The 22,934-nt window shown below is 43.6% G+C and carries 20 protein-coding genes; 12 read left to right on the plus strand and 8 right to left on the minus strand.

All coding sequences use genetic code 11. From position 1 onward, the window contains the following. Nucleotides 1-6: 6 nt before the first annotated feature. The gene (locus tag HRQ85_RS08085; protein ID WP_172379265.1) at nucleotides 7-1,014 is read right to left on the minus strand and encodes an AraC family transcriptional regulator; all 1,008 of its coding nucleotides are present in this window, start codon (nucleotides 1,012-1,014) and stop codon (nucleotides 7-9) included. A gap of 133 nt (nucleotides 1,015-1,147) precedes the next feature. On the opposite strand from HRQ85_RS08085, the gene HRQ85_RS08090 reads away from it, so the two are divergent. From HRQ85_RS08090 to HRQ85_RS08115, 6 genes are all read left to right on the plus strand, one after another. Then, nucleotides 1,148-1,498 (plus strand): MFS transporter, encoded by a 351-nt coding sequence (locus tag HRQ85_RS08090; protein WP_017066493.1) that lies wholly within the window; start codon nucleotides 1,148-1,150, stop codon nucleotides 1,496-1,498. Further along, complete coding sequence (locus HRQ85_RS08095; RefSeq protein ID WP_017066494.1) at nucleotides 1,492-2,715, plus strand: HlyD family secretion protein; 1,224 nt, start codon at nucleotides 1,492-1,494, stop codon at nucleotides 2,713-2,715. The genes HRQ85_RS08090 and HRQ85_RS08095 overlap by 7 nt, the downstream gene beginning before the upstream one ends. A gap of 680 nt (nucleotides 2,716-3,395) precedes the next feature. Continuing rightward, nucleotides 3,396-4,634, plus strand: a complete 1,239-nt coding sequence (gene codB, locus HRQ85_RS08100) for a cytosine permease (RefSeq protein WP_032546874.1) — start codon at nucleotides 3,396-3,398, stop codon at nucleotides 4,632-4,634. A gap of 9 nt (nucleotides 4,635-4,643) precedes the next feature. Then, nucleotides 4,644-5,921 carry a cytosine deaminase gene (locus tag HRQ85_RS08105; RefSeq protein WP_017064864.1) on the plus strand — a complete coding sequence of 426 codons (1,278 nt, stop codon included), beginning with the start codon at nucleotides 4,644-4,646 and terminating at the stop codon, nucleotides 5,919-5,921. 358 nt (nucleotides 5,922-6,279) lie between these two features. After that, complete coding sequence (gene cspE / locus HRQ85_RS08110) at nucleotides 6,280-6,492, plus strand: transcription antiterminator/RNA stability regulator CspE (RefSeq protein ID WP_004740083.1); 213 nt, start codon at nucleotides 6,280-6,282, stop codon at nucleotides 6,490-6,492. Between the two features lie 459 nt (nucleotides 6,493-6,951). Beyond that, entirely contained in the window at nucleotides 6,952-7,968 is a 1,017-nt protein-coding gene (locus tag HRQ85_RS08115; RefSeq protein ID WP_172379266.1) for a GGDEF domain-containing protein, read from the plus strand. A 127-nt stretch (nucleotides 7,969-8,095) separates the two neighbouring features. Here the strand turns inward: HRQ85_RS08115 and HRQ85_RS08120 are convergent, their stop codons facing one another. Next, on the minus strand, nucleotides 8,096-8,692 hold the full coding sequence (locus HRQ85_RS08120; RefSeq protein WP_048608941.1) for a malate synthase: 597 nt from the start codon (nucleotides 8,690-8,692) through the stop codon (nucleotides 8,096-8,098). Between the two features lie 169 nt (nucleotides 8,693-8,861). On the opposite strand from HRQ85_RS08120, the gene HRQ85_RS08125 reads away from it, so the two are divergent. Beyond that, entirely contained in the window at nucleotides 8,862-10,391 is a 1,530-nt protein-coding gene (locus HRQ85_RS08125) for a DUF3612 domain-containing protein (RefSeq protein ID WP_082153947.1), read from the plus strand. A gap of 552 nt (nucleotides 10,392-10,943) precedes the next feature. Here the strand turns inward: HRQ85_RS08125 and HRQ85_RS08130 are convergent. Both HRQ85_RS08130 and HRQ85_RS08135 read right to left on the minus strand, forming a co-directional pair. Beyond that, nucleotides 10,944-12,584 (minus strand): DEAD/DEAH box helicase, encoded by a 1,641-nt coding sequence (locus HRQ85_RS08130; RefSeq protein ID WP_172379267.1) that lies wholly within the window; start codon nucleotides 12,582-12,584, stop codon nucleotides 10,944-10,946. A gap of 163 nt (nucleotides 12,585-12,747) precedes the next feature. Next, on the minus strand, nucleotides 12,748-14,103 hold the full coding sequence (locus HRQ85_RS08135; RefSeq protein ID WP_052879981.1) for a diguanylate cyclase: 1,356 nt from the start codon (nucleotides 14,101-14,103) through the stop codon (nucleotides 12,748-12,750). 283 nt (nucleotides 14,104-14,386) lie between these two features. On the opposite strand from HRQ85_RS08135, the gene HRQ85_RS08140 reads away from it, so the two are divergent. After that, nucleotides 14,387-15,535, plus strand: a complete 1,149-nt coding sequence (locus HRQ85_RS08140) for a DUF3541 domain-containing protein (RefSeq protein ID WP_172379268.1) — start codon at nucleotides 14,387-14,389, stop codon at nucleotides 15,533-15,535. Between the two features lie 133 nt (nucleotides 15,536-15,668). Here HRQ85_RS08140 and HRQ85_RS08145 read toward each other — a convergent pair whose 3' ends face one another. From HRQ85_RS08145 to HRQ85_RS08155, 3 genes are all read right to left on the minus strand, one after another. Further along, on the minus strand, nucleotides 15,669-16,280 hold the full coding sequence (locus tag HRQ85_RS08145; RefSeq protein ID WP_050621741.1) for a class I SAM-dependent methyltransferase: 612 nt from the start codon (nucleotides 16,278-16,280) through the stop codon (nucleotides 15,669-15,671). A gap of 45 nt (nucleotides 16,281-16,325) precedes the next feature. After that, a complete protein-coding gene (locus HRQ85_RS08150; RefSeq protein WP_017066500.1) occupies nucleotides 16,326-16,595 on the minus strand; it encodes a hypothetical protein in 270 nt (89 codons plus the stop codon). Between the two features lie 320 nt (nucleotides 16,596-16,915). Beyond that, on the minus strand, nucleotides 16,916-18,124 hold the full coding sequence (locus HRQ85_RS08155) for a NupC/NupG family nucleoside CNT transporter (protein WP_017060598.1): 1,209 nt from the start codon (nucleotides 18,122-18,124) through the stop codon (nucleotides 16,916-16,918). Nucleotides 18,125-18,737: 613 nt separating this feature from the next. Here HRQ85_RS08155 and HRQ85_RS08160 point away from each other — a divergent pair. The 4 genes from HRQ85_RS08160 (at nucleotide 18,738) to HRQ85_RS08175 (ending at nucleotide 21,481) form a co-directional block, all read left to right on the plus strand. Beyond that, entirely contained in the window at nucleotides 18,738-19,214 is a 477-nt protein-coding gene (locus tag HRQ85_RS08160; protein WP_172379359.1) for a hypothetical protein, read from the plus strand. Between the two features lie 284 nt (nucleotides 19,215-19,498). Continuing rightward, the gene (locus HRQ85_RS08165) at nucleotides 19,499-19,768 is read left to right on the plus strand and encodes a PTS sugar transporter subunit IIB (protein WP_017064872.1); all 270 of its coding nucleotides are present in this window, start codon (nucleotides 19,499-19,501) and stop codon (nucleotides 19,766-19,768) included. A 10-nt stretch (nucleotides 19,769-19,778) separates the two neighbouring features. Continuing rightward, nucleotides 19,779-21,035 (plus strand): PTS ascorbate transporter subunit IIC, encoded by a 1,257-nt coding sequence (locus HRQ85_RS08170; RefSeq protein ID WP_048608964.1) that lies wholly within the window; start codon nucleotides 19,779-19,781, stop codon nucleotides 21,033-21,035. Next, nucleotides 21,032-21,481, plus strand: coding sequence for a PTS sugar transporter subunit IIA (locus HRQ85_RS08175; protein ID WP_017070990.1), 450 nt, complete (start codon nucleotides 21,032-21,034; stop codon nucleotides 21,479-21,481). The genes HRQ85_RS08170 and HRQ85_RS08175 overlap by 4 nt, the downstream gene beginning before the upstream one ends. Before the next feature lie 134 nt (nucleotides 21,482-21,615). Here HRQ85_RS08175 and HRQ85_RS08180 read toward each other — a convergent pair whose 3' ends face one another. After that, entirely contained in the window at nucleotides 21,616-22,881 is a 1,266-nt protein-coding gene (locus tag HRQ85_RS08180; protein ID WP_050644072.1) for an HD-GYP domain-containing protein, read from the minus strand. Between the last annotated feature and the right edge of the window lie 53 nt (nucleotides 22,882-22,934).

A 22,934-nucleotide genomic window follows, 5' to 3' on the forward strand; every position in this document is an offset into this window, starting at 1 on the left:
GTATAGTTATAGGCCTGTTTTTAAGCGCTCAACATATTGCTTGGGTGTCAAACCTCGATGTTTCTTAAACATTCGGTTAAAGCTCGCGACATTGGTATAGCCGAGCCTCGTCGCGACTTCACCTATTGGCACTGAATACATCAACAACTCCACGGCCACGTTACTTAATGCATAGCCCATAATGGTAGAAAAGTTGATGCCTAAGTTGTGCAATCGACGTTGAAATTGCTGTTCAGATAACCCAAGCAAACTCGACACTTTATGCAGTGTTGGCAAGCCGAAATGGCGACTGTAATTAATCATCTCATAGGTCACCTTATGCTCATCCGCGGCATCAGGCATGTTGAGGTAATTATCTAAGTCATGAAAGTTCATTGCCAAGCTCATTTTGCCGCTAGAAGGGGCTTGATTGCTCGATAACCTCGACTGGCTTGGTATCCAGATTTCAGTTCGTGGCTGGCCCCACTGAATATTGCACCCAAAATACTCTTGATAGAGTTGAGTGTTCTCGCGATAACCTGCGATAGAGACGGCTGCGGGAGTAAAGTCGTCTCCCAAGTAACGCCTTAATATCTTCATCATAAAGATGGCAACTCGAATTGAGTCATGAACTTTACCCACCTCAGTATAAGCAGGATTGTCGTAGCACCATTTGATGAAATTACCGACTTGAGCGCCATACAGAAAAGCCCCGGACTGCAAACAGTGCAACCCGATGTTAACTCGGCGTATAGACGACGCCAGATCGTGCCCCGAGAAAAACCAGTTAGAGAGAGGACCTAGCCTTTCAATATTCACTCTATCAGCCAGCTTCAAGATAATATCGGAATCATCGGTTTGTTGTTCAAGCAAGCCATACCATTTGTCCACTTCACTTACGGGGATAAGGTTCATCGGGTTATTAAACACTGATTTAGGAATACCTAATTGCTCAGTATTCACAGCCTTATTAGTCGTTGCGTATTGGTAAATACCCAAAATACCCAATGCTCTTAAGAAGTTACAATTGTTCATTAGCCACCATACTTAGAAGTTACTATTACAGATCAAATCATAATGACATCATTATTAAAGTAATTGGTAAATTTTCAACCTCTAAATCTGATATCAATCACACTCGGTGCTCAATTTAACCTAGGGTATATCAATGAGTTTAGTTAGTGTCCCATTTGTCGGAACCGGCGCAGATACCGCACTACACGTAGTTGCAGGCGTAGTGTTGGTCGCAACCATCGCTGCTGCATGTTACGGCTTCTGGCGTGTACATGAATTACCAATCAACAAGGCTCACAGTAAAGAGCATCAACAACTCGGTTTGATCACCGCATTAACATGGATTGGTTTTGTATGGCACTGGGTATGGGTACTAGCAGTAATTTTGGCCTTCGTTGATATGGAAAAAGCCATCATCAATCTAAGAGACACATGGAAGTCACCAACCACAACCAAGGAGCAAACAACTTCCGACAAGCAAGATGAGGAGAGCCAAACATGTTAGAAGGCTTGGCAATTTGGGCACTGTTCATTTACTTACTCAGACTTGTTGGTATGCCTTGGAACAAAGGCACCAAGGCGTTTGCGTACCTAGGGGGTACATCTTGGTTGCTGTTTGTATGGGTTGGTCTACTCAACTTTACTCCGATGGATCTATCGGGAGGCTCAGTGGTTCAGTCTCCACATATACAGTTGCGTCCAGATTCAACTAATGTTTCGGGAAAAACTTCCAAAGTCCACATCGACCCGAACCAGGATGTGACTGAAGGACAGCTAATTTACGAAATTGATGACACCAAATATGTCATCGCAAGAGACAAAGCCAGCGTTCAACTTGAATCTGCAGAGGTCGCTTTAGACACAGCTCGCCAAGAAGTGAGCATTGCAAAAGTCAGCTACCAATCGGCGCTTGAAGACATCAAAGCTTCAGTCGCACAAATAGATTCGGCTAAAACAGACTTGGTGCTGCAGTCAAAGACGCTTGATCGTTACCAGAAGCAAAACAAAGTGGTAGAACATACGATCACTGAAACTGACATCGACCAACAAACAGCAAAGGTAGACTTAGCGACGTATAACGTTACGACATTGGAATCTCAGCTTAGCAAGAAAGAAGTCGATGCCGAGAATGCGAAGTTAAACATCCACAAAGCTGAAACCAATGTAAGCAAGAAGCAGACTGAAGTCGATTCAGCAAAGGCAACACTGGCACAAGCACAATGGGACTTGAACAGCACCAAAGTCACGGCACCGACTGACGGCTTTGTAACGAACTTTATTCTTCGTGAAGGTCAGCGTGTTTCAATGATGCCTCGTATCCAGATGTATACCGAAGAGAAGTACGTGCTGATGCGAGTGAACCACCAAGCGATTCGTAATATTAAGGTCGGTCAACCTGCGGAATTTGCGACAGCGGTATACCCAGGAAAAGTATTCTCTGCAACCGTAGAAGGTATTGTAGAAGCGACTGGTGAAGCGCAAGCAAGTTTGCTAGGTATCGATGAGCAGGTTCGTGTTACCACAGGCAAAAACCTTCAGAACAAGCACCACTTTGTTCGTTTAAAAATTGATGAGGCAGAGGGTTACGATATTCCTGTTGGCTCTGTCGGATTAGCGTGGGTAAGCGGTGAGAAGCCTATCAGCTTTATGGCGTTCCTAGACGTAATACGCGGGATCATCATTAGAATGAAGTCTCAACTGTACTTCTTCTACTCCATCTAATACTTCCTATTGGTGAAGCAATACCCAAGCCCGTGCGCTCTTAGATCGCACGGGCTTTTTGTTTATTTCACTATTCGTCGCCAGAAAGAACACAAACTCGAAAAACGAATCAACACTCTAAAGTTGCAAATCGCAATTGCATTTTGCAATTAGGTATTGCAAAAACGCAAATTAAACGCTCAAATACGCACCAGATTGCTATAAAACTGCCGTTTTACGTGGTTTTGAAAGTTGGCACACTAACTGCAATGTATATATTGACCCTTCTTAAGCCGAGGGTCACCTAGCCAACTGACGTTGTTAGTGAACCTATTCTTGTTCACAAAATATATAAGCCAATTGCGATTATTGCGATTGGCTATTTTTTTGCCTGCAGTTTGGTCGACCACCCTCCTTTTCGATACAGACACCCATTCAAACGTATAATAATCAACATTCATAGCCAACCAAGAACAGCAGATAACCAACGCGTTATAGAAAACGTTTTCTATTTATTTTTTTAAAATAAACTCAGAAAATAACCTTATGTTTTACAAGATAATTACTGCAATAACTGATTTTAAATCGCCCTTATTGACAAAATTAGCATTGACTATGTGATTTATATCACCATAATGCGCACGTTTGCCTGCAATACGGCGACCGTTAATTTTAATTTTGATCATTTGCGGAGGTAAAAAATGGCTGCTGATAATAACTACAGTCTAGGGCCGGTTCCTACATCGGCTAGGAAAGGAGTCGCTTCACTCACCATGGTAATGCTTGGACTCACTTTCTTCTCTGCAAGTATGTGGACAGGTGGTTCACTCGGGACAGGTCTTTCATTCAACGATTTCTTCCTCGCCGTTCTCATCGGTAACCTAATCCTCGGTATTTACACTTCTTTTCTTGGCTACATCGGCTCATCTACTGGCCTCTCTACTCACCTTCTTGCTCGTTTCTCTTTCGGTACTAAAGGCTCATGGCTTCCTTCTGCTCTACTTGGTGGTACACAAGTCGGTTGGTTTGGTGTGGGTGTTGCGATGTTTGCGATTCCAGTACAAAAAGCAACGGGCATTGATACCAACACCTTGATTATCGTATCTGGCTTGTTAATGACGGGTACGGTGTACTTCGGCATTAAAGCGCTAATGGTGCTTTCAGCGATTGCAGTACCTGCGATTGCGATTCTGGGTGGTTACTCAGTACTGACTGCGGTAGACAGTGTTGGTGGACTAGAGCAACTGCAACTTATTAAACCGGAGACGCCAATGGACTTCTCAATGGCGCTAGCAATGGTTGTAGGTTCGTTCGTAAGTGCGGGTACGTTAACTGCCGATTTCGTTCGCTTTGGTAAAAAGCCAGCAAGCGCAGTATTGATTACTATGGTTGCGTTCTTCATCGGTAACTCGCTGATGTTTATCTTCGGCGCAGCAGGCGCAGCAGCAACCGGTCAGGCTGATATTTCAGATGTGATGATCGCGCAAGGTCTACTGCTTCCAGCCATCATCGTGCTTGGATTGAATATCTGGACAACCAATGAAAATGCACTTTATGCATCTGGTCTGGGTTTATCTAACATTACTGGTCGCTCAAGTACTACAATGTCTATCATTAACGGCATTATCGGTACGATTTTCGCGCTTTGGTTATACAACAACTTCGTTGGTTGGTTAACCTTCCTTTCGCTGGCGATTCCACCAATTGGTGGCGTAATCATCGCCGACTTCTTCGCGAACCGTAAACGTTACAAAGATTTTGCAAATGCAGAGTTCCAAACCGTTAACTGGGCTGGCATTATCGCGGTAGCAACAGGCGTAGCCGCTGGTCACTTCCTACCTGGCGTTGTTCCTTTAAACGCAGTGTTAGGTGGTGCAATCAGTTACCTCGTGCTTAATCCTCTATTGAACAAAAAAGCTCTGAAATCTCAGGCCGCTTAAGGACACACTATGACAACCTTATTAATCAAGAACGCGAAACTTCAAGACCAAGAGGGCTTGAAACAGATTCTGATTGAAAATGGTCAATTTTCTCGCATTCTCGATAATGACGCACAAATCAATCATCAAGGTGACATTCTTGATGCTGAAGGTGGCATTGCAGTTACTCCTTTCTGTGAACCGCACATCCACCTAGATACTACTCAAACTGCTGGTGAGCCTAACTGGAACATCTCTGGCACTTTGTTTGAAGGTATTGAGCGTTGGGCTGAGCGTAAAGAACTGCTATCAATCGAAGACGTAAAATCTCGTGCCAAGCAAACACTGAAATGGCAGATAGCTAACGGTGTTCAACACGTTCGTACGCACGTTGATGTGTCTGACCCAACACTCGTTGCGTTAAGAGCGATGGTTGAAGTTCGTGAAGAGATGAAAGAATGGGTCGATATCCAAATCGTTGCGTTCCCTCAAGAAGGCATTCTTTCATACCCTAACGGCAAAGAGTTGCTTGAAGAAGCAGTGAAGATCGGCGCTGACGTTATCGGTGCAATCCCTCACTTCGAATTCACTCGTGAATACGGCGTTGAATCTCTGCATTATGTGTTCGAGCTTGCACGCAAGTACGACTGTCTGATCGACGTTCACTGTGATGAAATCGACGACGAACAGTCTCGCTTTGTGGAAACATTAGCAGCCCTTGCTCATAAGTTTGAAATGGGCGAAAAAGTAACCGCTAGCCACACCACTGCAATGGGCTCTTACAACGGTGCTTACGCATCTCGCTTGTTCCGTCTATTGAAGATGTCTGGTATCAACTTCGTGGCAAACCCGTTAGTGAACATTCACTTACAGGGCCGTTTCGACGATTACCCGAAACGCCGCGGTGTAACGCGCGTTAAAGAGATGCTAGCAGCAAACATCAACGTTTGTTTTGGCCACGATGATGTGTTTGACCCATGGTACCCACTAGGCACAGCGAACATGCTTCAAGTTCTGCACATGGGACTGCATGTGACACAAGTTATGGGCTACGACCAAATCAACAACTCACTTGATTTAATCAGCAAGAACTCTGCTCGCACATTGAATATTCAAGACAACTTCGGCATCGAAGAAGGTAAGCCAGGTAGCTTGCTGATTCTTCCTGCTGACAATGGCTTTGATGCAGTGCGCCGCCAAGTACCAGTGCAGTACTCAATACGTCACGGTAAGGTGATTGCAGAGACTCAACCAGCGAAAACAAAAATAAATTTAGATCAAACTGAAGATATCAACTTCAAGCGTTAATATCGTCTATACTAATGATCAAAAGGAAGCTGAGATGCTTCCTTTTGTTGTGTTGGACGAAGCGACAAAACTATCACTAAATCAGTGTAGATCTTGTACATTCGCACGGTATGACAAAAAAAGCACAAATTTCTTAAGCAATACGTGTACATCTCAAAAGACTGTGTTAACATGCCCTCGCTCTGTTAGCCGGAGTTATTTAAGTTAGATGAATAGTAAAAAATTGACATGTAAAATCGTTACCCGTTTTTGTAAGTAGTTTTTCCTTATTTCTTAGCAATATTAAATAATTCAATTATCAGCGCATTGCATTAAATGCAATCAACAACTTAGAAAATTTATGAATAAGGGACAAATTATGTCTAACACAAATACTGGCACTGTAAAATGGTTTAACGAAGAGAAAGGTTTCGGTTTCATTTCTCAAGACAACGGCGGCGCTGACGTATTCGTACACTTCCGTGCAATCGTTTCTGAAGGCTTCAAAACTCTGAAAGAAGGCCAAAAGGTTTCTTTCGAAGTTGAAAACGGTCAAAAAGGCCTACAAGCAGCAAACGTTGTTGCTCAATAATTAGCTCTTATAGCTAAAAAGAATTTTAAAGCGCTGATTTTTATCGGCGCTTTTTTATGCCTGCTCATAAACATTTCCCCTCTCGATACAAGCTTCACCCGTTAACTCTGAACAACTCAAAACCACCAGCCAAGTCTCCTCAATCTAACCATTCTCAGTTAAAGCTCGACGACCAAATAACTTCACTTTTTGTATGCACTTTCAGAGACATCAACACTCATTTCTCAGCAATGTTTTGATACGAACTCACTCTATGTCGAAAGTTTGATAAGCCCAAAAATGGTTAAAGAACAACCCATTAGATTGCACTTATGAATACGCAATCGATATTCATAATAAAAATGAGTTATTTATCCAATCCTCATCCACTAATCATATAATTTTTAAAGCAAAGACGTTCGAAATCCGCTAACCTTGTTCGCAAGTGGCTTAGTTGTTTTGGTATCTGCAGTAAAAATAATGAACAAAGACGAATTTCAGAAATCCACCGCAAATCTAAAAAAAGCGGTGCCTCTTATGATGAAGAACAGGGTGTCAACGACACCTGCAAATTACGCACTTTGGTACACCTATGTCGATAACGCTATTCCCCAGCTGACTCAAGACATGGATGGTGTTTTAGAACACTACGGTATTTGTCCTCCTACCGTGGGTGAGCAGCTATACAACAATTATGTTGCCAGCAAATCCGAAACCAATATCAATGACCTTCGCGCTAATTTGGAACTGTTAGTTTCTGAAGTTTCCAATTCAATGAATGACACCCTGACCGACACCTCTGCCTTTTCTGACATGATCGATAAAAGCTTCGAGGACTTGGCTCGAGTTGATAATGAAAGTTTATCTATTGATGAAGTCATGTCCTTGGTTCGACAGCTAGTGTCTGAATCTCGTCATATTCGTCACTCTACTCAGTTTTTAAACTCTCAGCTAAACTCTGCAACCTCAGAGATCACCAAGCTGAAAACTCAATTGGTAGAAGTGCAGAAAGATGCGCTCTTCGATAGTACAACCACACTCTATAACCGTCGCTCTTTCGACCGCGACATAGAAACCTTGTGTGAAGCACAACAATCTTTGTGTCTGATTCTTCTCGATATCGACCACTTTAAAAACTTCAACGACACCTATGGCCACTTGTTTGGCGATATGGTTCTTAAAGGGATCGCTCGTAAGCTGAAGTTAAGTTGCCGTGAAGGTATTTCTGCTTATCGATTTGGTGGTGAAGAGTTCGCACTGATTGTGCCTAACAAATCTTTGCGTATTGCTCGTCAACTCGCTGATACCAATCGTCGCTCTTTAGAAAAGCTGTCGATCAAAGATCGCCGCAGTGGTCAACAAGTCGGCAGTATCACTGCATCGTTTGGTGTCGCTGAACTTGAACCCGGAGAATCAGCTCAATCGCTGATCGAGCGTGCTGATAAACTACTTTACGAAGCGAAATCACTTGGCCGTAACCGAGTCATGCCTTTGTAAGACACACCAACAATGCTCTTATCGACATATTAGTCGGCTGGAGTTTCAACTAGAAAGCCCCAAAGACATTATCTTCGGGGCTTTTTCTTTAGCTGTGTAAATTGATTTAGCTACCTAGGTTTCACCGTTAGATCTGGAAACAGTAATTCAGACAGTAGTCTTCACCACTCTTTGCTCTGAACTCTTTATCTTCACTGCATGCCTTTGGTTTACCCTTTGCGTCACCTTGAATCAAACTGATCCAGTGTCGCATCGCTGCAATGGTCTCTTCACGCATTGTGGTTGTTGCTTCCATTGGTGATTGACCAAACGTGGTACATGATTCCAACTGAATATCATCAATTTCTACTAGCTCAATACAACCTGTCCCTTTATGGCAGCCAAACATTACTTCTAGGTGGCTTCCACTGCCATCTCGGAACAAGATAGAGTCTGGGTCGTTCTTCTCACCCATGTACGCTACAAACTGTTTAGGGTGCTTCAAACCGCTGTGCTGACCATCTTTGAAGTAAGCCATAATATGACGGTAATCGACTACGTAGCTGGTTACGTCTTGATGTGAGCCATTCTCTAGTGGGAATAGTCGATCAAGCAGCTGCTTTGCTTTCACTTGCTTTTCAGTTTGCTGATTGGCACTGATTGTCTCCACGGCAAAGACAGCTTCAGCGATAAATGGCTTTGATTGTTTTTGGATTTCTGTTTTATCGAATGTAAGCATATTCATAGTCTTTCCCTCTTGACCAGTCCGGTGATAACCACCGATTTCTACAGCAAAAATGTGTCCTAGAGCAATTATTCCAAACTAACGTTTAATTTATTTGTCATTTTGTGAATTGCTTAGTTTGTAGATTAGCGCTTTTTTACATACAATTTCACAACAAAAATTTTACAATGTGAATTTTACAAATATGGCCTTGTCAAAAAGTTTAGTTCGTCAGTCACATTTCCTAGGTACGAAGATACGTAACCTAAGAAAACGTAACCATTTAACGATGGAAGACCTGTCTGCGCGTTGTATTAGAATCGACCCAGAATGTGCCCCTTCCGTTTCTTACCTTTCAATGATTGAACGTGGAAAGCGGGTTCCTAGCATCGATATGCTGGAAGTGATTGCGCAGGTCTTTCAGAAGAACCCGACGTGGTTCCTCGACGACGAATCTGAACAACAAGCCATTGCTCCTGATAAGGGGAATCGTGGTGGGATAAGTGGCATGGCGCTCGAGCCGAGCTTCCTATTCTCAAACGACATCCTGCAAATTGCGATTCCTGAGATGCTGTCACAAACGGGCATTTCAGGCCGCCAGTTTGCGCACCTCTTGATTCGAGCACACCAAGAGAGCAACCAGAACCACTTCCCTGACCTAGAGCGCGCGGCGGAAGAGGTAGGCTTAAAACGACTTAACCTCAGCGTAGAAGACCTGATAGACATCGCTAGAAGCCTAGGAATCAACATCCGTTGGGTAACGCGCACGCCGCAAGACGTAGTCGATGAGCTCGGAATTAACGCTAAGCAGTTGGTGACCTCCTTCTTTGAGCCTCCCGGTACTATCTTCTTAAACGAGATTCTTAAAGAGTACCCAACCCGTCTGAAATACGACCTTTCGGTTTATATCGGCCATTGCATTCTGCACAGCAAAGAAGGCCTAAAGAGTGTGTTGTCGGTCGGTAACAACAACACATGGGATGACAACCAGATATCAGGCTCTTCACAGCTCAACTCCCAAGACATTCTTCAAGCATGGCGAGACTTTGAATCCAGCTTCTTTGCTGGCGCACTGCTGTGCCCGAAAGTCCCGTTTAGACAGCTACTCGACCGTACTGGTTACGAAATCGACGTTCACAAAAGAGCAGGGGTTTCCCCCTCTGTTGCGATGCGTCGAATGACTGTAGTATCGCCCTACCCTCACTGGCACTACTTTGATGCTTATGGACCGGGGAAACTCAAGGCGGTATATCGCGGGAACGGGATTCCACTACCTTGGGGAAATATGAGAACGGTCGCTGACCCATGTCAACATTGGGCTGTGTTCCGTCGATTATCAGAACCTCGAGCGGGAAGCTCGGCTCAAATCTCCATTTTGAATGTGGGTGATGAGCCAAGGATCTACTGCTGTGAATCCATCAATATGACGGATCCTGCAGGTAACAATCGTGTGTTGTGTGCTGGTATAGATCTCAACCCTGCGATTGATGCTCAAGGCGGTAATTCAAGAGACATAGCAGAGCAACTTAAAGCGTCATGCGTTAACAATGGTGGCTCTGTGGCAATTCCGCGTAACATCAAGAAAGATCTCACGACAATAGCCAAGATTCTAAATATAAATTGGATTGAACGTGGGATTGAGACAGAAGCGAGGCTTATCTGCTCCAGAGGTGGAGAATGCCCACGCCAACCAAGCTGTTACTCTAAGTGTGGTGAGTAAAAAAGTAATAACAAAAAATAGAACCTAAAATTCAGGCAAAAAAAAACCAATCACAATAAGGGTGATTGGTCATATATTTTGTGTGAACAAAAAAGGTTCACTAACAACGTCAGTTGGCTAGGTGACCCTCGGCTTAAGAAGGGTCACCATTACTAATGCAGCATACGTGCCAACTTTAAAAACACGTATTTACTACGCATCTGGACACGTATTGGTCGTATATCCTTGTTTGTTTTGCAAACTGGAATTGCAAATTGCAAAATTCAACAAAAACGCTAGTGATTATGTTGTTATTAATGAATCATTAAAGATTCATTACCCTTCCCAAAAATGCCATATTTCCCTTAGATTCAATCACTTTAAACAGCAATAAACCTCTCCCTAGGGTTACTCAACATCAACAACACCCCAAACAGCGCCCATAAAAAAACGCGAACATTGAGATTCAATATTCGCGCTTATTCGATTTCTATGACAGAAAGAACTTAACCCACGAGACGCCTTTTTATAAAGCGACTCCTGTTCGTTGCTCTTTCAATATCTCAGAAAAGATTACTTCTGAGGAGCTGGCTTAGAGCGGCTTCTCGACGGTGAAGGTTTATTGCCTGTCGGCTTATTTGACGACTTGCTTGGGCCGTAACTACCGCCGTAACCAGACTTCTTCGGCTTACCTGCAGGTTTACCCGCGTTGTTTGGCTTACCAGTACCGTTAGATTTACCCGCACCGCTTGGTTTGCTCAGAGTATTCTGAGAACCCGCGTTATTTGCAGCAGGTTTATTGCCCGCACTACCGCGCTTAAAGTTGCTGCCATTGTTTCTTACTGACTTATCTTCAGCTGTCGCAGTTGAATTGTTTTCAGCCGGTTTCTTTCCTGATGTTGGTTTACGCTTTGGCGCCGAACCATTGCCAGCTACATGACGCTTGTTCTTACCTGCTGGCTTGTGCCCGCGAGCGTTATCACCAGAGCGTTGACCATCAGCATGTTCACGTGGCTGTTTTGCTTTCTTTGGCTTCTTAGGCTTGATTGGACGTGAATCCAAGCGAGACTCAGGCAACTTGTTTACTGGAGAGAAACCTTCCAGTTCACGACGCTCTAGCACTTGTTGAATAAGGCGTTCAATACCGAACAGTTCACCCACTTCATCCGCACAAACCAATGAAATCGCTTTACCTACTTCACCAGCACGGCCAGTACGACCAATACGGTGTACATAGTCTTCTGATACATGAGGAAGATCGAAGTTAACTACTTGAGGCAGTTGCGGGATATCGATACCACGAGCGGCGATATCAGTTGCAACAAGTACTCGTACCTTACCTGTTTTGAAGTTCTCTAAGGCTTTAGTACGTGCACCTTGGCTCTTGTTACCATGAATAGGTGCCGCAGTGATGTCTTGCTCTTCAAGGAAGCGAGCAAGCTTGTTAGCACCGTGTTTCGTCTTACTGAACACCAACACTTGTCGCCAATCGTTATCTTTGATTAGCTTCGCTAGCATTGCGCTCTTTTTCTTTTTGTCTACTGGGTAGATGCTTTGCTCAACCGTTTTTGCCGTTGAGTTTGCAGGGCTTACTGAAATCTCAACAGGATTGTTCACCAAGCCTTTCGCTAAGCTGCGGATATCATCAGAGAACGTCGCTGAGAACAGTAGGTTCTGACGCTTCTTAGGCAAGAAAGCCAAGATCTTACGGATATCGCGGATAAAACCCATGTCTAGCATGCGGTCCGCTTCATCTAGCACGAGGATTTCTAGTTGGTCAAAACGCACTGCATTTTGGTTGTATAGGTCAAGTAGACGACCAGGTGTTGCCACCAACACGTCACTGCCTTTACGCAGTTTTTGCATCTGAGGGTTAATCTTCACACCACCAAACACTACCGTTGAAGTCAGCGGTAAGTTAATACCGTACTTCACTACGCTGCCATTCACTTGCGCAGCAAGCTCACGAGTTGGCGTTAACACGAGCGCACGAACTTGGTTCTGACGTACGCGAGTACCTTTCGATAACATTTCAAGAATAGGTAGCGTGAAGCCTGCAGTTTTACCTGTACCTGTTTGAGCAGCGGCCATAACATCTTTGCCCGTTAGGACAGCTGGTACGGCTTTCTCTTGTATTGGTGATGGCTTATCGTAACCTTGTGCTTCAATAGCTTTAAGGATCGGTTCAGAAAGGCCAAGGGAGGTAAAACTCATAGATTATTTTCTCAGTTGAATAACATTTAGTATGAGCAACACGTTAAAAAGTGCGTCGCTTCAGCTTTCGCTCATCAAATACATTGATACGGAGCAAAGCGCGGTATTCTGAGGCTTTTCCCCACATTCAGCAACTAAATTCTAATCGCAGCTCAAATTCAACCTAGATAACTTGTCGCTTCTGTTCGTACATTTTTTCATCAGCGGCTTTCAAGAGCGCATCGACATCATTGTAGTTGTTATTGTGAATAACCCAACCCACACTGATTCTGAGATAAATAGAGTGCGCCTCGTACACAACTGGCGCCGAGCATATCGCCTTTCGTAGTTTAGTCACGATCGACGATACGTGTTGATCATCGATGATGCGTGGCAACAAGACTAAGAACTCATCACCGCCTATCCTTGCGACGATATCTGAAACACGCAGCTCACTTCTTATACGGTTAGCACACTCGATCAATACCTGATCGCCTGCCGCGTGACCATAGGTGTCGTTGATTGCTTTAAACCCATCGAGGTCGATATTTACAACAGCAAAGGTTCTCGCTCTCTGTTTTTGAGTGGTTTTGAAGGCCTGCTTGAGGCTATACATGAAGTATCGACGATTCGGTAACATCGTTAACTCATCATGCATAGAGCGGCTATCTGCAATGCGGTACAGGCGATAAATAGTAAAGAAGGCAAACGCCAGCACTAATATAATGGAGTATCCCACCAGCCGTACCGCTTGGATGCGATACCAAGGCTCATCCATCAATACATGTTCGTTACCGGAGAGAGCAAGGTACCAACCCCCGTATGGGAAACTCACCTGTTCAGTGGCGAACGCATTATCGAACACATCCTGAGTGCCATAAAAGACAGCGCCATCTTTACCTGAACTGTTTGCACCACGAATTGCTAATTCATACTTGTTCTCGATCTTGCCGATACCAACATCTTCAAACAGCTCATCTAAACCGATAACAGCACTGGAGACACCCCAGTAATCTTGATTGAAAGGCGGATCTCGGAAGATCGGAGTGCGCGTAATGAGGGCTTGCCCACCTTGAAACAACTCAAAGGGACCAGCAATAAAGGTGTTGCCAAGATTACGAGCTATCTCAACCGACTCCCATTGATTTGGGTGATCACGATAATTAATACCGAGAATCTGCTCATTACCTTCCAGCGGGTAAACAAAATTTAGAATGTCGTCTTTGGCGAGTCCGATAAGTCGAATATGGAAGCCATCTTGAATGATATTCTCAGCAATCTTATCCCAATTTTTCACCTCACCATCGGGGTTGATGGTCACTAAGGTCGAGAAATTATTGAGGATATACATATCTGACACGATCGCGGCTTCAATCCGAGAACGAATAATGGATAGTTGCTTTTTTGCCTCTGAATACGATTCGTTTTTAAGAAAAGTTAATTGCTTGGCATGAAAGAACTCAATTGCGCTTACCATCGCAAGAAAAAAAAGAAAAGATACTACTCTGGCAGACCACTGCTTGCTAGAACCACTTGGCATTTACGAACCTCTAACACTATTGTTCTATATACTGCCTTATAACGGCTCATTTCTGGCTTATTGCCCCAGTATGCCGCTAAGTCATTAAAAATCCATACTAACGTCGACTATCTATCAAATATTGAGTGATCCATCACTTCAAACTTCTTTACTAAACGAATGGTTTAATCAAAAAGGGTTAGTGAACCTTATAAAGCTTACATTGTATTGACTCAACGCTTACATTAAAGGATTCATCAATGTTATTTTACATAGACTAATAATCAGCTTGGTACCTCACGACATGAAGTTAAAAACTATCACACTGTGTACATTGCTATCAGCCTCGGTTGCCGTTGCCGTTCATGCACAAGAAAACGTTCAAGCGCCAACCGCAGTGAACGTTCAATCCCAAGCAGATTCGCTCAATTCTCAAGAACAATCTTTCAAGCAATCTGCTGACCTCATTCGCACCACCTATGAAAGCCAGCTTTACACTCTGCCTGCATTCAAAGAAGGTCACTACGGGCTGCGCATGTATCGTCAAACATTAGACGACAAGTATTCAGCGGCGGTGTGGAGCGACATGGCTCGAGTAGCAAGCAAGCTCAGCACCCTGTCGAATGACGTTCAAACCATGGAACAAATCGTACTCTACTCAGAGAAGCGAGTTGCATCTTATATTGGTGATAACGATGAGCGCAGTGTTCGACGCTATAACATCACCAAGCACATGCCTGAGTACCTTTATCTTGGTGTTGACCTTCTAGGCTCTATGGCTCGTGCTAATGAATACGGTTTAGAACACAAGAACGATGCCAAGCTGCGCGAAATCATTCGTCGCTATGACTTCTCTCGATACGTGACCAATGAAGACATGGTGAAAGCGTGGGCTGCTCAGTTAGCGAATCAGGTTTACTGGTTGCGTCAACTGGGTGAGCAAGATGTCGTTGATGAGTTCGTCGATACCTTCAAAAAAGCATACCCAGACGATAAAGACAGAAAGCTTTCAAGCCAGCAATACGGCAATAAGATCTATGGTATGACACACGTCATCTTTGGCGACTCAGAATATTACCAACATCAAGTCAGCGAACAAGATCATCAATGGATCTACGATTACTTTAGAGAAAACATCGATACGATTCTGCTGCGTGCGAAAGAAGATGTGATTGCTGAGGTTGGATTAACCTTCTTATTGGCAGGTTTAGAAGATGACCCAGTTGTAGAGAAAACTCGACTCGCGATTCAAGCTTCAATCGATGAGAAACAAGGCATGATCCCTTCAATTACTGGCGATTTTGACCTTGAGTACGGTGAACACCGTAACGTATTAGCAATCATGCTACTCGATTGGCAGCAAGTGAATGAAGCGCCGACTTATGAAGGCAACCCTAAGGTGTTTACTAACATCCCTTACGGACTCATTAAAAACCAGCCGCTGAAGAACTAGCAACATACCTAGGCTGGTCTTAGATACTTAGGTTAGTCTAAGAACCCAAAAAGCCGCATGCCTTTCAAGGCCTGCGGCTTTTTTAATTCTAACGACACCATCACTTCGTTCTGGCTTAGGTTTGAGTTTGAGTTCAGAGGCAGACTTTGTTCATCACTATCGTAAAATCCCCTTCTGCGTAACCTTCTACTAAAGAAACATCCTCACAAAGCGTCTTACAAAAGCGATACACGCCCTGAGGGTGATAACTCATCAAGGTATTACGTGAGGGATACTGGCTTGAGTTGAGAAGATTAAAAATCACCGTCTGATTCGCCAATTCATACATACGAGTAATCATGTTTGTCAGATAATCAGAATCACGAGAGATGTAGTTCAGTGAACCACTCGCGATGACAATGTCGTGCGCCTCAAGGTTCATTTTGCTCATATCACCCGACAAAAACCGACAACGATCTTCTGTGTAGTTTTGCTTCGCCTTCTTTAGAAAGCCTGCGTGTTGGTCAACGCCAGTGTAAGATTGAATACGGTAGATGCTGTCGAGCAGTTCAAATAGCTCGCCATAGCCACAACCCAAATCTAAAACACTCTTCTTTTCGAAGTCCGCCGAACGAGCTATCACTTCAAAGCGACACAACTGGCTCTCTTCGCTAGTCCAACCTAAAGCTTTAGCCTTGTCGCCATTCGAGCGGTTAGTCTGTTTTCGATGATAGCGATACACCTTCCAACGATCGAGCCAGTGCATTTAAATCAGCCCTACTTCAATGAACATCAGCACACCTTGATAAGATTAAACTTTAGAACTTGAAGAAAAGAGCCCACCGATTTTATAACCGATCGCATAGCAAACCACGGCGACAGTGACAAATACCAATGCCGAGAAGAAATACGCTACAGACGCTGCGACACCTGCCCCCCACACTACACTGAACACCAAACCGAGATAAGCCTCTTTTGGCCACTGGTAGATAGGAAACTGAGCGCCGCCGGCAATTAGGTAAACCATCGCAAACAAGCCAATGAAGGTAACAATAAGACCGATGAGAACGCGAATGTTCATGGAGAGACCCTTGATTAATTTAGCTTGGTTGCCATTGTTCTTAGTCGAAAGCGGATATGCTTAGTCGAAACCGAATATTCTCAATCGAAGCCGAATGTTATTAATCGCAACCTGATGATATTCAAGTATATCGGATAAAAGGAACCGGCTCTATTACTCTTCCGAGTGAGCTTTTACTCACTATAGACAAATCACAGTCGACGGCCAAAACCTGATTTCGCCTGATTAACAGGCACAAAAAAGCGGACACCCTCCTTACGTTAACTCCGTAAGCAAGATATCCGCTTTTACTCAATTTAGGCGCTTTAACTGAATCTAGCTTAAAGCAGGATGAAAATACCCGCTAAGCATGCACTCATTAGGTTTGCTAGCGTACCAGCAGCTACAGCCTTCAAACCTAAGTTTGCAACTTCAGCACGGCGCTCTGGTGCCATAACACCGATTGAACCTAACTGAATCGCGATAGAACCAATGTTAGCAAAGCCACATAGAGCAAAAGTCACGATCACTTGGCTGTGTTCAGATAACAGAGCTTTGTTCTCAACGAAGTCGATGAAAGCAACAAACTCGTTCATAACGATCTTCTGACCGATGTAAGAACCTGCCATCAATACTTCATCACTCGGGATACCGATTAGCCATGCAAGAGGCGAGAACAGGTAACCGAAGATAGCTTGCAGTGTAATGCCCGCAAAACCGAACGTTTCACCTAAGCTTTCTAGGCCAGTGTTGACCATCGCAATCACACTCACGAAGGCAACCAACATAGTACCAACCGCTACCGCAACCTTCATACCGTTCATCGCGCCGCTTGCCAGTGCATCAATCACGTTGCTTTGGTCAGCTTTATCGAGCTCAATGTGGTCGTAATCACTTGGTGTGCTGCGCTCAGGAACGATGATCTTCGCCATCAACAGGCTACCCGGAGCCGCCATAAAGCTTGCAGCGATAAGATATTTAAGCTCAACACCAAGGCCAGCATAACCACCAAGTACACTACCCGCTACCGACGCCATACCACCTGCCATTACAGCAAACAGTTCCGAACGAGTCATAGACTTTAAAAAGGGACGAATTAGAAGAGGAGACTCACCCTGAGAAAGGAAGATATTACCTGTAGCAACCAGAGATTCAGCTTTACTTGTACCCAGCAGTTTTTGCACCGCTCCGCCCAAGATTTGAATCACTTTTTGCATGACGCCTAAGTAATAAAGCGCAGAAATCAAAGCACTGAAGAAGATAATGATTGGAAGCACGCGAACCGCGAAAATGAAGCCTTCAGTAGCAAGGTCACCGAAAAGGAATGCGATACCAACGTCTGCAAAACCAAGCAGGCTAGAAACACCATTACTTAGGCTTGTTAGCGCCAATTGTCCCCATGGGAAATACAATACTAAGGCTGCAAAACCGATTTGAAGTAATAGTGCACGAGAGACCGTTTTCCAGTTAATTGAAGAACGACTTTCAGATAACAGGTACGCGCAAGCAATCAGTGCAAGAACACCGACAAAACCAAATAGAATATTCATAATGTGTCCTAGTAATCCTTAAAGAGTGAACATGAGCCAAGCAAATGACATCAAAGGAACAGGACAAAGAACCGCAAGCAAAACGCTACGCGATGAAGGAGCTAACAGGGTTAGCGAATGTAACAACGAGTTGTTCATGTAAAAAATCACCTTATACAAGCAGTGGAACGTAGCTGGTCCGGTCCGTGGGGTCATTCACATATCCATGTGACGGCTTGTATTGGCTAAGCACCGGCTTAAAACCGGAAGAGAAGTATAAACAGTTAAATGAGACTTTCATCACATTTTTTGACGCAAACGATCGCGCGGTCAAGGATTAGCCAAAACGTATTGTTTATCGTCGTTTTCGTGCTTCAAAACTGTAAACAATCTGTAGGGAGTTGAATTTGTAATGTTAAGTCTTTAAGTGTGTGAGCGTAACCTCTCGGTTAATTCTGTGTGATTCTTACTACTTTTCTGTGCTCTGCCTCATTTCCAGAGACTTCAAGATTCATCTTAAGTTTAGATGCGTATATACTTTGTGTGATCTCACCAAATAATTATCTATAAAATACCAATAGAGCTGATTAGATATAACAGCCATCGAGACTAAGAGAGGAAACACGTGAAGAAAATGGAAGCTCCGCACGACATGAACAATGGAGCTAGATTCAAAACAAATAGACACGGCTATGTGACAGTAGTTGAATATTATAATACCTATACTGTTATTGTCGCGTTTGAAAATACCGGAAACATCCGCGCTATTAGTGCGGCGAAATTACGTACTGGTCAACTCACCGATCGTTCTGTTGCGCCTGAATCAATTATGATTGGTGAAAAGGTTGAATCGGTTAAACACGGGATATTAACCATTACTCAAGTTGAATCTGAAAATATTGTGGTACTGACCAATGCCAATAACGAAGAAATTAGAATGTTATTGCCTGCCGTACAGAAAATGAAAGATAAAACTGAAGAAATCGACAGTGAAAATGTTGCCTCGCCAAAACCAACCTCTCTTAGCCAGCTGACTAAAAGAAATAAAAAGACCAAAGACGTTAATAGCATGCTTAAGAAAATGCTTACTGACTACGGTCGATACGATTAATTCTCTATTTTCTACAATAAAGCCTCTTTAGATTTATATTCTGATATAAAAACTAATTAAGCCTGCCTTTATCAATAAAATACGTTGCATATTCGAGTGAAAAGTTAAATTTGATCAAAGTCTCACTCTGGATCTTTACTACAAATTAACGAGATCTCCGTCACAATCTCATTTTAGCTTTGTGATGGAGATCTTATTGAAATCTGAATATTTCCATTACTATGCTCTCACACAATAAGAGAACGAAGTTTCTCAACCCCTAAAATCCAATTGAGACAAATATTATGAAAAAGATTCTTGTAGTTTGCGGTAACGGCCTTGGTACTTCTCTAATGATGGAAATGGCAGTAAAAGAAGTCGCTAAAAAAATTGGTTTTGAAGCAGAAGTTGATCACGAAGATCTATCATCTGCAGCATCAAGCAATGCGGATATTTGGGTTGCAGCAACAGACGTTGCAAACCAACTAAAAGACGCTGGTAAAGAGAACATCATCAGCCTTAAAAATATTTTTGACAAAGCATCTATTGAAGAACAACTAAAAACTTTCATGTAAGGTCAAAATTATGCAAAACTTTTTCGAGTTCATGCTCGGCTTATTAAAAGAGCCGGCGATCATGGTAGGTTTAATTGCTTTTATTGGCCTAGTTGCACAAAAAGCAGATGTTTCTACCATTCTAAAAGGCACAATTAAAACCGTAATGGGTTTCCTAATTTTAGGTTTTGGTGCTGGCGCTCTTGTTGGCGCACTAAATAACTTCTCAGTTGTATTTACTGAAGCATTCGGCGTAAGTGGTGTTATTCCAAATAACGAAGCAATTGTTGCACTAGCACAAGAAGCATTCGGCTATGAAATGGCTCTAATTATGTTCTTCGCATTCGTTGTGAATATTTTATTGGCTCGTATTACTCCTTTAAAATATATTTTCTTAACGGGTCACCACACAATGTTCATGTCTATGCTGGTAGCGGTAATCCTGTCTACAGCTAACATTGAAGGCACTGCTCTAGTTGCAATCGGCTCGATCATTGTGGGTTCACTGATGGTTATCATGCCTGCACTTGCTCAAAAATACACAGAGAAAGTGATGGGTACTGATCAGTTGGCGATGGGTCACTTCTCAACGTTCTCATACTTAGTATCGGGTTACATTGGTAGCAAGTTTGGTGACACTTCAAAATCAACAGAAGACATCAACGTACCTAAGAGCCTAATGTTCCTGCGTGATACACCCGTTGCTGTAGCAACAACAATGGCCATCTTCTTTATGTTTGCTTCAATTGTTGCTGGCGGTGACTTTGTTGAAACAGTATCAAACGGTCAGAACTGGGTAGTATTCACCTTCATGCAGTCTCTTGTGTTTGCCGGTGGTGTTTACATCGTACTGCAAGGTGTGAAAATGCTGATTGCTGAAATCGTTCCTGCATTCAAAGGTATCTCTGACAAACTCGTACCGGGTGCAAAACCTGCTCTAGACTGCCCTATGGTATTCCCTGTAGCACCAAACGCGGTACTTATCGGTTTCCTTTGTTCTTTCGCTGCTGGCCTACTAGCAATGGCAGTTCAAGGCGCGCTTGGCTGGACAATCATTGTAGCTGGCGTCGTTCCACACTTCTTCGTAGGTGGTGCAGCAGGCGTTTACGGTAATGCGACAGGCGGTCTACGCGGTGCAATTCTTGGTTCGTTCACGCAAGGTCTGTGTATCTCTTTCCTACCAATGCTACTGCTTCCAGTACTGGGTGGCCTTGGTCTTGAAGCGACAACGTTTGCTGACTTCGACTTCGGTGTTGTTGGTCTTATCCTAGGGTGGATTGTTTCATGAGCTTATTCGATTTAATTGGTAACCAAGGCGTTATCATCAACTCTGAAGAAAACTTAACGGTTGATGCTGCGATAGACGTGACCTGTTCAACACTGTTAGCGAGCAACAAAATTGAAGCAAGCTATGTTGAAGCTATCAAGCAAAAACACAAGGACATTGGCGCGTACTATGTTCTAGCGCCAAAGATTGCGATGCCTCATGCTCGCCCTGAAGATGGTGTGAACGAAGCATCACTGCAAGTAACGGTATTCAAAAAGGGTGTTGATTTAGAGTCAGAAGACAACGGTGACGTTTACCTTTCGATTACTCTGGCGGCGATGGACTCAGATAGCCACATCCATACGATTATGGCGCTATCTGAGTTGTTCCAAAATGATGATGACATTGATGCCATCATCGCAGCGGAAACTGAGCAAGCGATCATCGAGATCTTAAAACGCTACTAATCTCGATCTAAAGATCCTGATAAGCCCCCATTAAAAAAGCGATAGCCGAGGCTATCGCTTTTCTGTTTCTGGTGCTTGGTCATTTCTCATCGAATATGAGTGAAGGCATCACACCTCGAAAGCATTCAATGGCGTTAAAACGCGTACATTCGTTTGTCTGTTGATAATTCAAAGCAATATTGCGCGTGTTTATTAAGGCACTCAAACACTTCTCGATCCAACTTAAAGTTATCAACGTAGTCCGTCAAAATAGCGAGTGTTTCTTCTAACGTCATACCTGCACGATAAGGGCGAGACTGAGTTAGCGCTTGAAACACATCCACTACAGCAACAATTCGACTGGGTTGATCCAACTCTTCCGCCGTTTTACCCATCGGGTAACCCGAGCCATCTAACCTTTCATGATGATTAGATGCCCACTGACAAACCTGAGGTGAACTGAACAACTCCTGCAATGCGAATCGAGTGTCCGTTGCATGGCGTTTAATACAGCAATACTCTTCTTCAGTAAGTAAATCCGGCTTATGCAGAATGTCATTAGGGGTTTGCAGTTTACCGATATCATGAACTAACCCAGCCAGATAGAGTTTGCGCTGAGTGGTGTAGGAATAACCCAGCTGTTTGGCGAGGTACTCTGAAAGCTGCCCAACCTTCAAAGAGTGCTTAAAGGTAAACGAACTTTTGGTATCAACGACGTTGGCAATAAATTCGGCAAAGGCCACTGTTTCATCCAACGACATCTGTTGAGAGAAAAAGGGCACAGGCTCAAAATTATCCCTCATGTTCTCGATGTATGGGATCTCCATAGAAAACCAGAAATCATCCAGGTCGACCAACTCACACATGTGTTGAACAAGGTTGGTTTCGAACATCTCATCGGCTTGTTCAGTCAAACGTTCAATGATGCTCGCTTTGCCATCGGGTGTTAGGTTTCCATAACGATCAGAAGAAGTTATGCCGTATAGATAATCCACTCTATCAGCAAGCATCACGATAGCTGCTAATTCTTTTTCTAACTCGCTGATATGAATAGCCTTTAGCTCAGACCACGGAGTATGATGATAAAGAACCGGCTTAGCGAATATAGAAAGAACCGGGCACTCTTTTAATATTTGGTAGCCCTTTTGACAATGGTGATAGCTTGAGTCGGGTACAAACCCAGACGTTAAGCTGAGCTGTTCATCAATTTGCGAGACACCACAGTCGTGAATCAAGCCTAACGAAAACGCGAGCTGCGCTTGCTCTTCTTCCCACCCCACACTCAGAGCACATCGATATGCGATGTAGCCCACTCTCTGTCCATGATTTTTGCTTTCGAAACCGACGTTATCAAGCGCCTTAGCAATACCGAATAGAGCCTTCCTTAGGTCCACGGTCACGTCCTGGCAATGTTGATTCATTATTTAAGCCTAGCATTTTTATAGTTTTTATATATTTAGGCCGCTAATACTAA

The sequence above is a fragment of the Vibrio sp. Vb339 genome, from assembly GCF_902751245.1.
Classification (GTDB): domain Bacteria; phylum Pseudomonadota; class Gammaproteobacteria; order Enterobacterales; family Vibrionaceae; genus Vibrio; species Vibrio coralliirubri.

Excerpts from the sequence above, each read along its gene's own strand:
- HRQ85_RS08120 (WP_048608941.1), bottom strand. The coding sequence starts at position 8,692 with ATGAATATGCTTACATTCGATAAAACAGAAATCCAAAAACAATCAAAG.
- HRQ85_RS08170 (WP_048608964.1), top strand. The coding sequence starts at position 19,779 with ATGCAAAACTTTTTCGAGTTCATGCTCGGCTTATTAAAAGAGCCGGCG.
- cspE (WP_004740083.1), top strand. The coding sequence starts at position 6,280 with ATGTCTAACACAAATACTGGCACTGTAAAATGGTTTAACGAAGAGAAA.
- codB (WP_032546874.1), top strand. The coding sequence starts at position 3,396 with ATGGCTGCTGATAATAACTACAGTCTAGGGCCGGTTCCTACATCGGCT.
- HRQ85_RS08090 (WP_017066493.1), top strand. The coding sequence starts at position 1,148 with ATGAGTTTAGTTAGTGTCCCATTTGTCGGAACCGGCGCAGATACCGCA.
- HRQ85_RS08155 (WP_017060598.1), bottom strand. The coding sequence starts at position 18,124 with ATGAATATTCTATTTGGTTTTGTCGGTGTTCTTGCACTGATTGCTTGC.
- HRQ85_RS08165 (WP_017064872.1), top strand. The coding sequence starts at position 19,499 with ATGAAAAAGATTCTTGTAGTTTGCGGTAACGGCCTTGGTACTTCTCTA.
- HRQ85_RS08130 (WP_172379267.1), bottom strand. The coding sequence starts at position 12,584 with ATGAGTTTTACCTCCCTTGGCCTTTCTGAACCGATCCTTAAAGCTATT.
- HRQ85_RS08115 (WP_172379266.1), top strand. The coding sequence starts at position 6,952 with ATGAACAAAGACGAATTTCAGAAATCCACCGCAAATCTAAAAAAAGCG.
- HRQ85_RS08085 (WP_172379265.1), bottom strand. The coding sequence starts at position 1,014 with ATGAACAATTGTAACTTCTTAAGAGCATTGGGTATTTTGGGTATTTAC.
- HRQ85_RS08135 (WP_052879981.1), bottom strand. The coding sequence starts at position 14,103 with ATGCCAAGTGGTTCTAGCAAGCAGTGGTCTGCCAGAGTAGTATCTTTT.
- HRQ85_RS08145 (WP_050621741.1), bottom strand. The coding sequence starts at position 16,280 with ATGCACTGGCTCGATCGTTGGAAGGTGTATCGCTATCATCGAAAACAG.
- HRQ85_RS08095 (WP_017066494.1), top strand. The coding sequence starts at position 1,492 with ATGTTAGAAGGCTTGGCAATTTGGGCACTGTTCATTTACTTACTCAGA.
- HRQ85_RS08140 (WP_172379268.1), top strand. The coding sequence starts at position 14,387 with ATGAAGTTAAAAACTATCACACTGTGTACATTGCTATCAGCCTCGGTT.
- HRQ85_RS08150 (WP_017066500.1), bottom strand. The coding sequence starts at position 16,595 with ATGAACATTCGCGTTCTCATCGGTCTTATTGTTACCTTCATTGGCTTG.
- HRQ85_RS08105 (WP_017064864.1), top strand. The coding sequence starts at position 4,644 with ATGACAACCTTATTAATCAAGAACGCGAAACTTCAAGACCAAGAGGGC.
- HRQ85_RS08180 (WP_050644072.1), bottom strand. The coding sequence starts at position 22,881 with ATGAATCAACATTGCCAGGACGTGACCGTGGACCTAAGGAAGGCTCTA.
- HRQ85_RS08175 (WP_017070990.1), top strand. The coding sequence starts at position 21,032 with ATGAGCTTATTCGATTTAATTGGTAACCAAGGCGTTATCATCAACTCT.
- HRQ85_RS08160 (WP_172379359.1), top strand. The coding sequence starts at position 18,738 with ATGGAAGCTCCGCACGACATGAACAATGGAGCTAGATTCAAAACAAAT.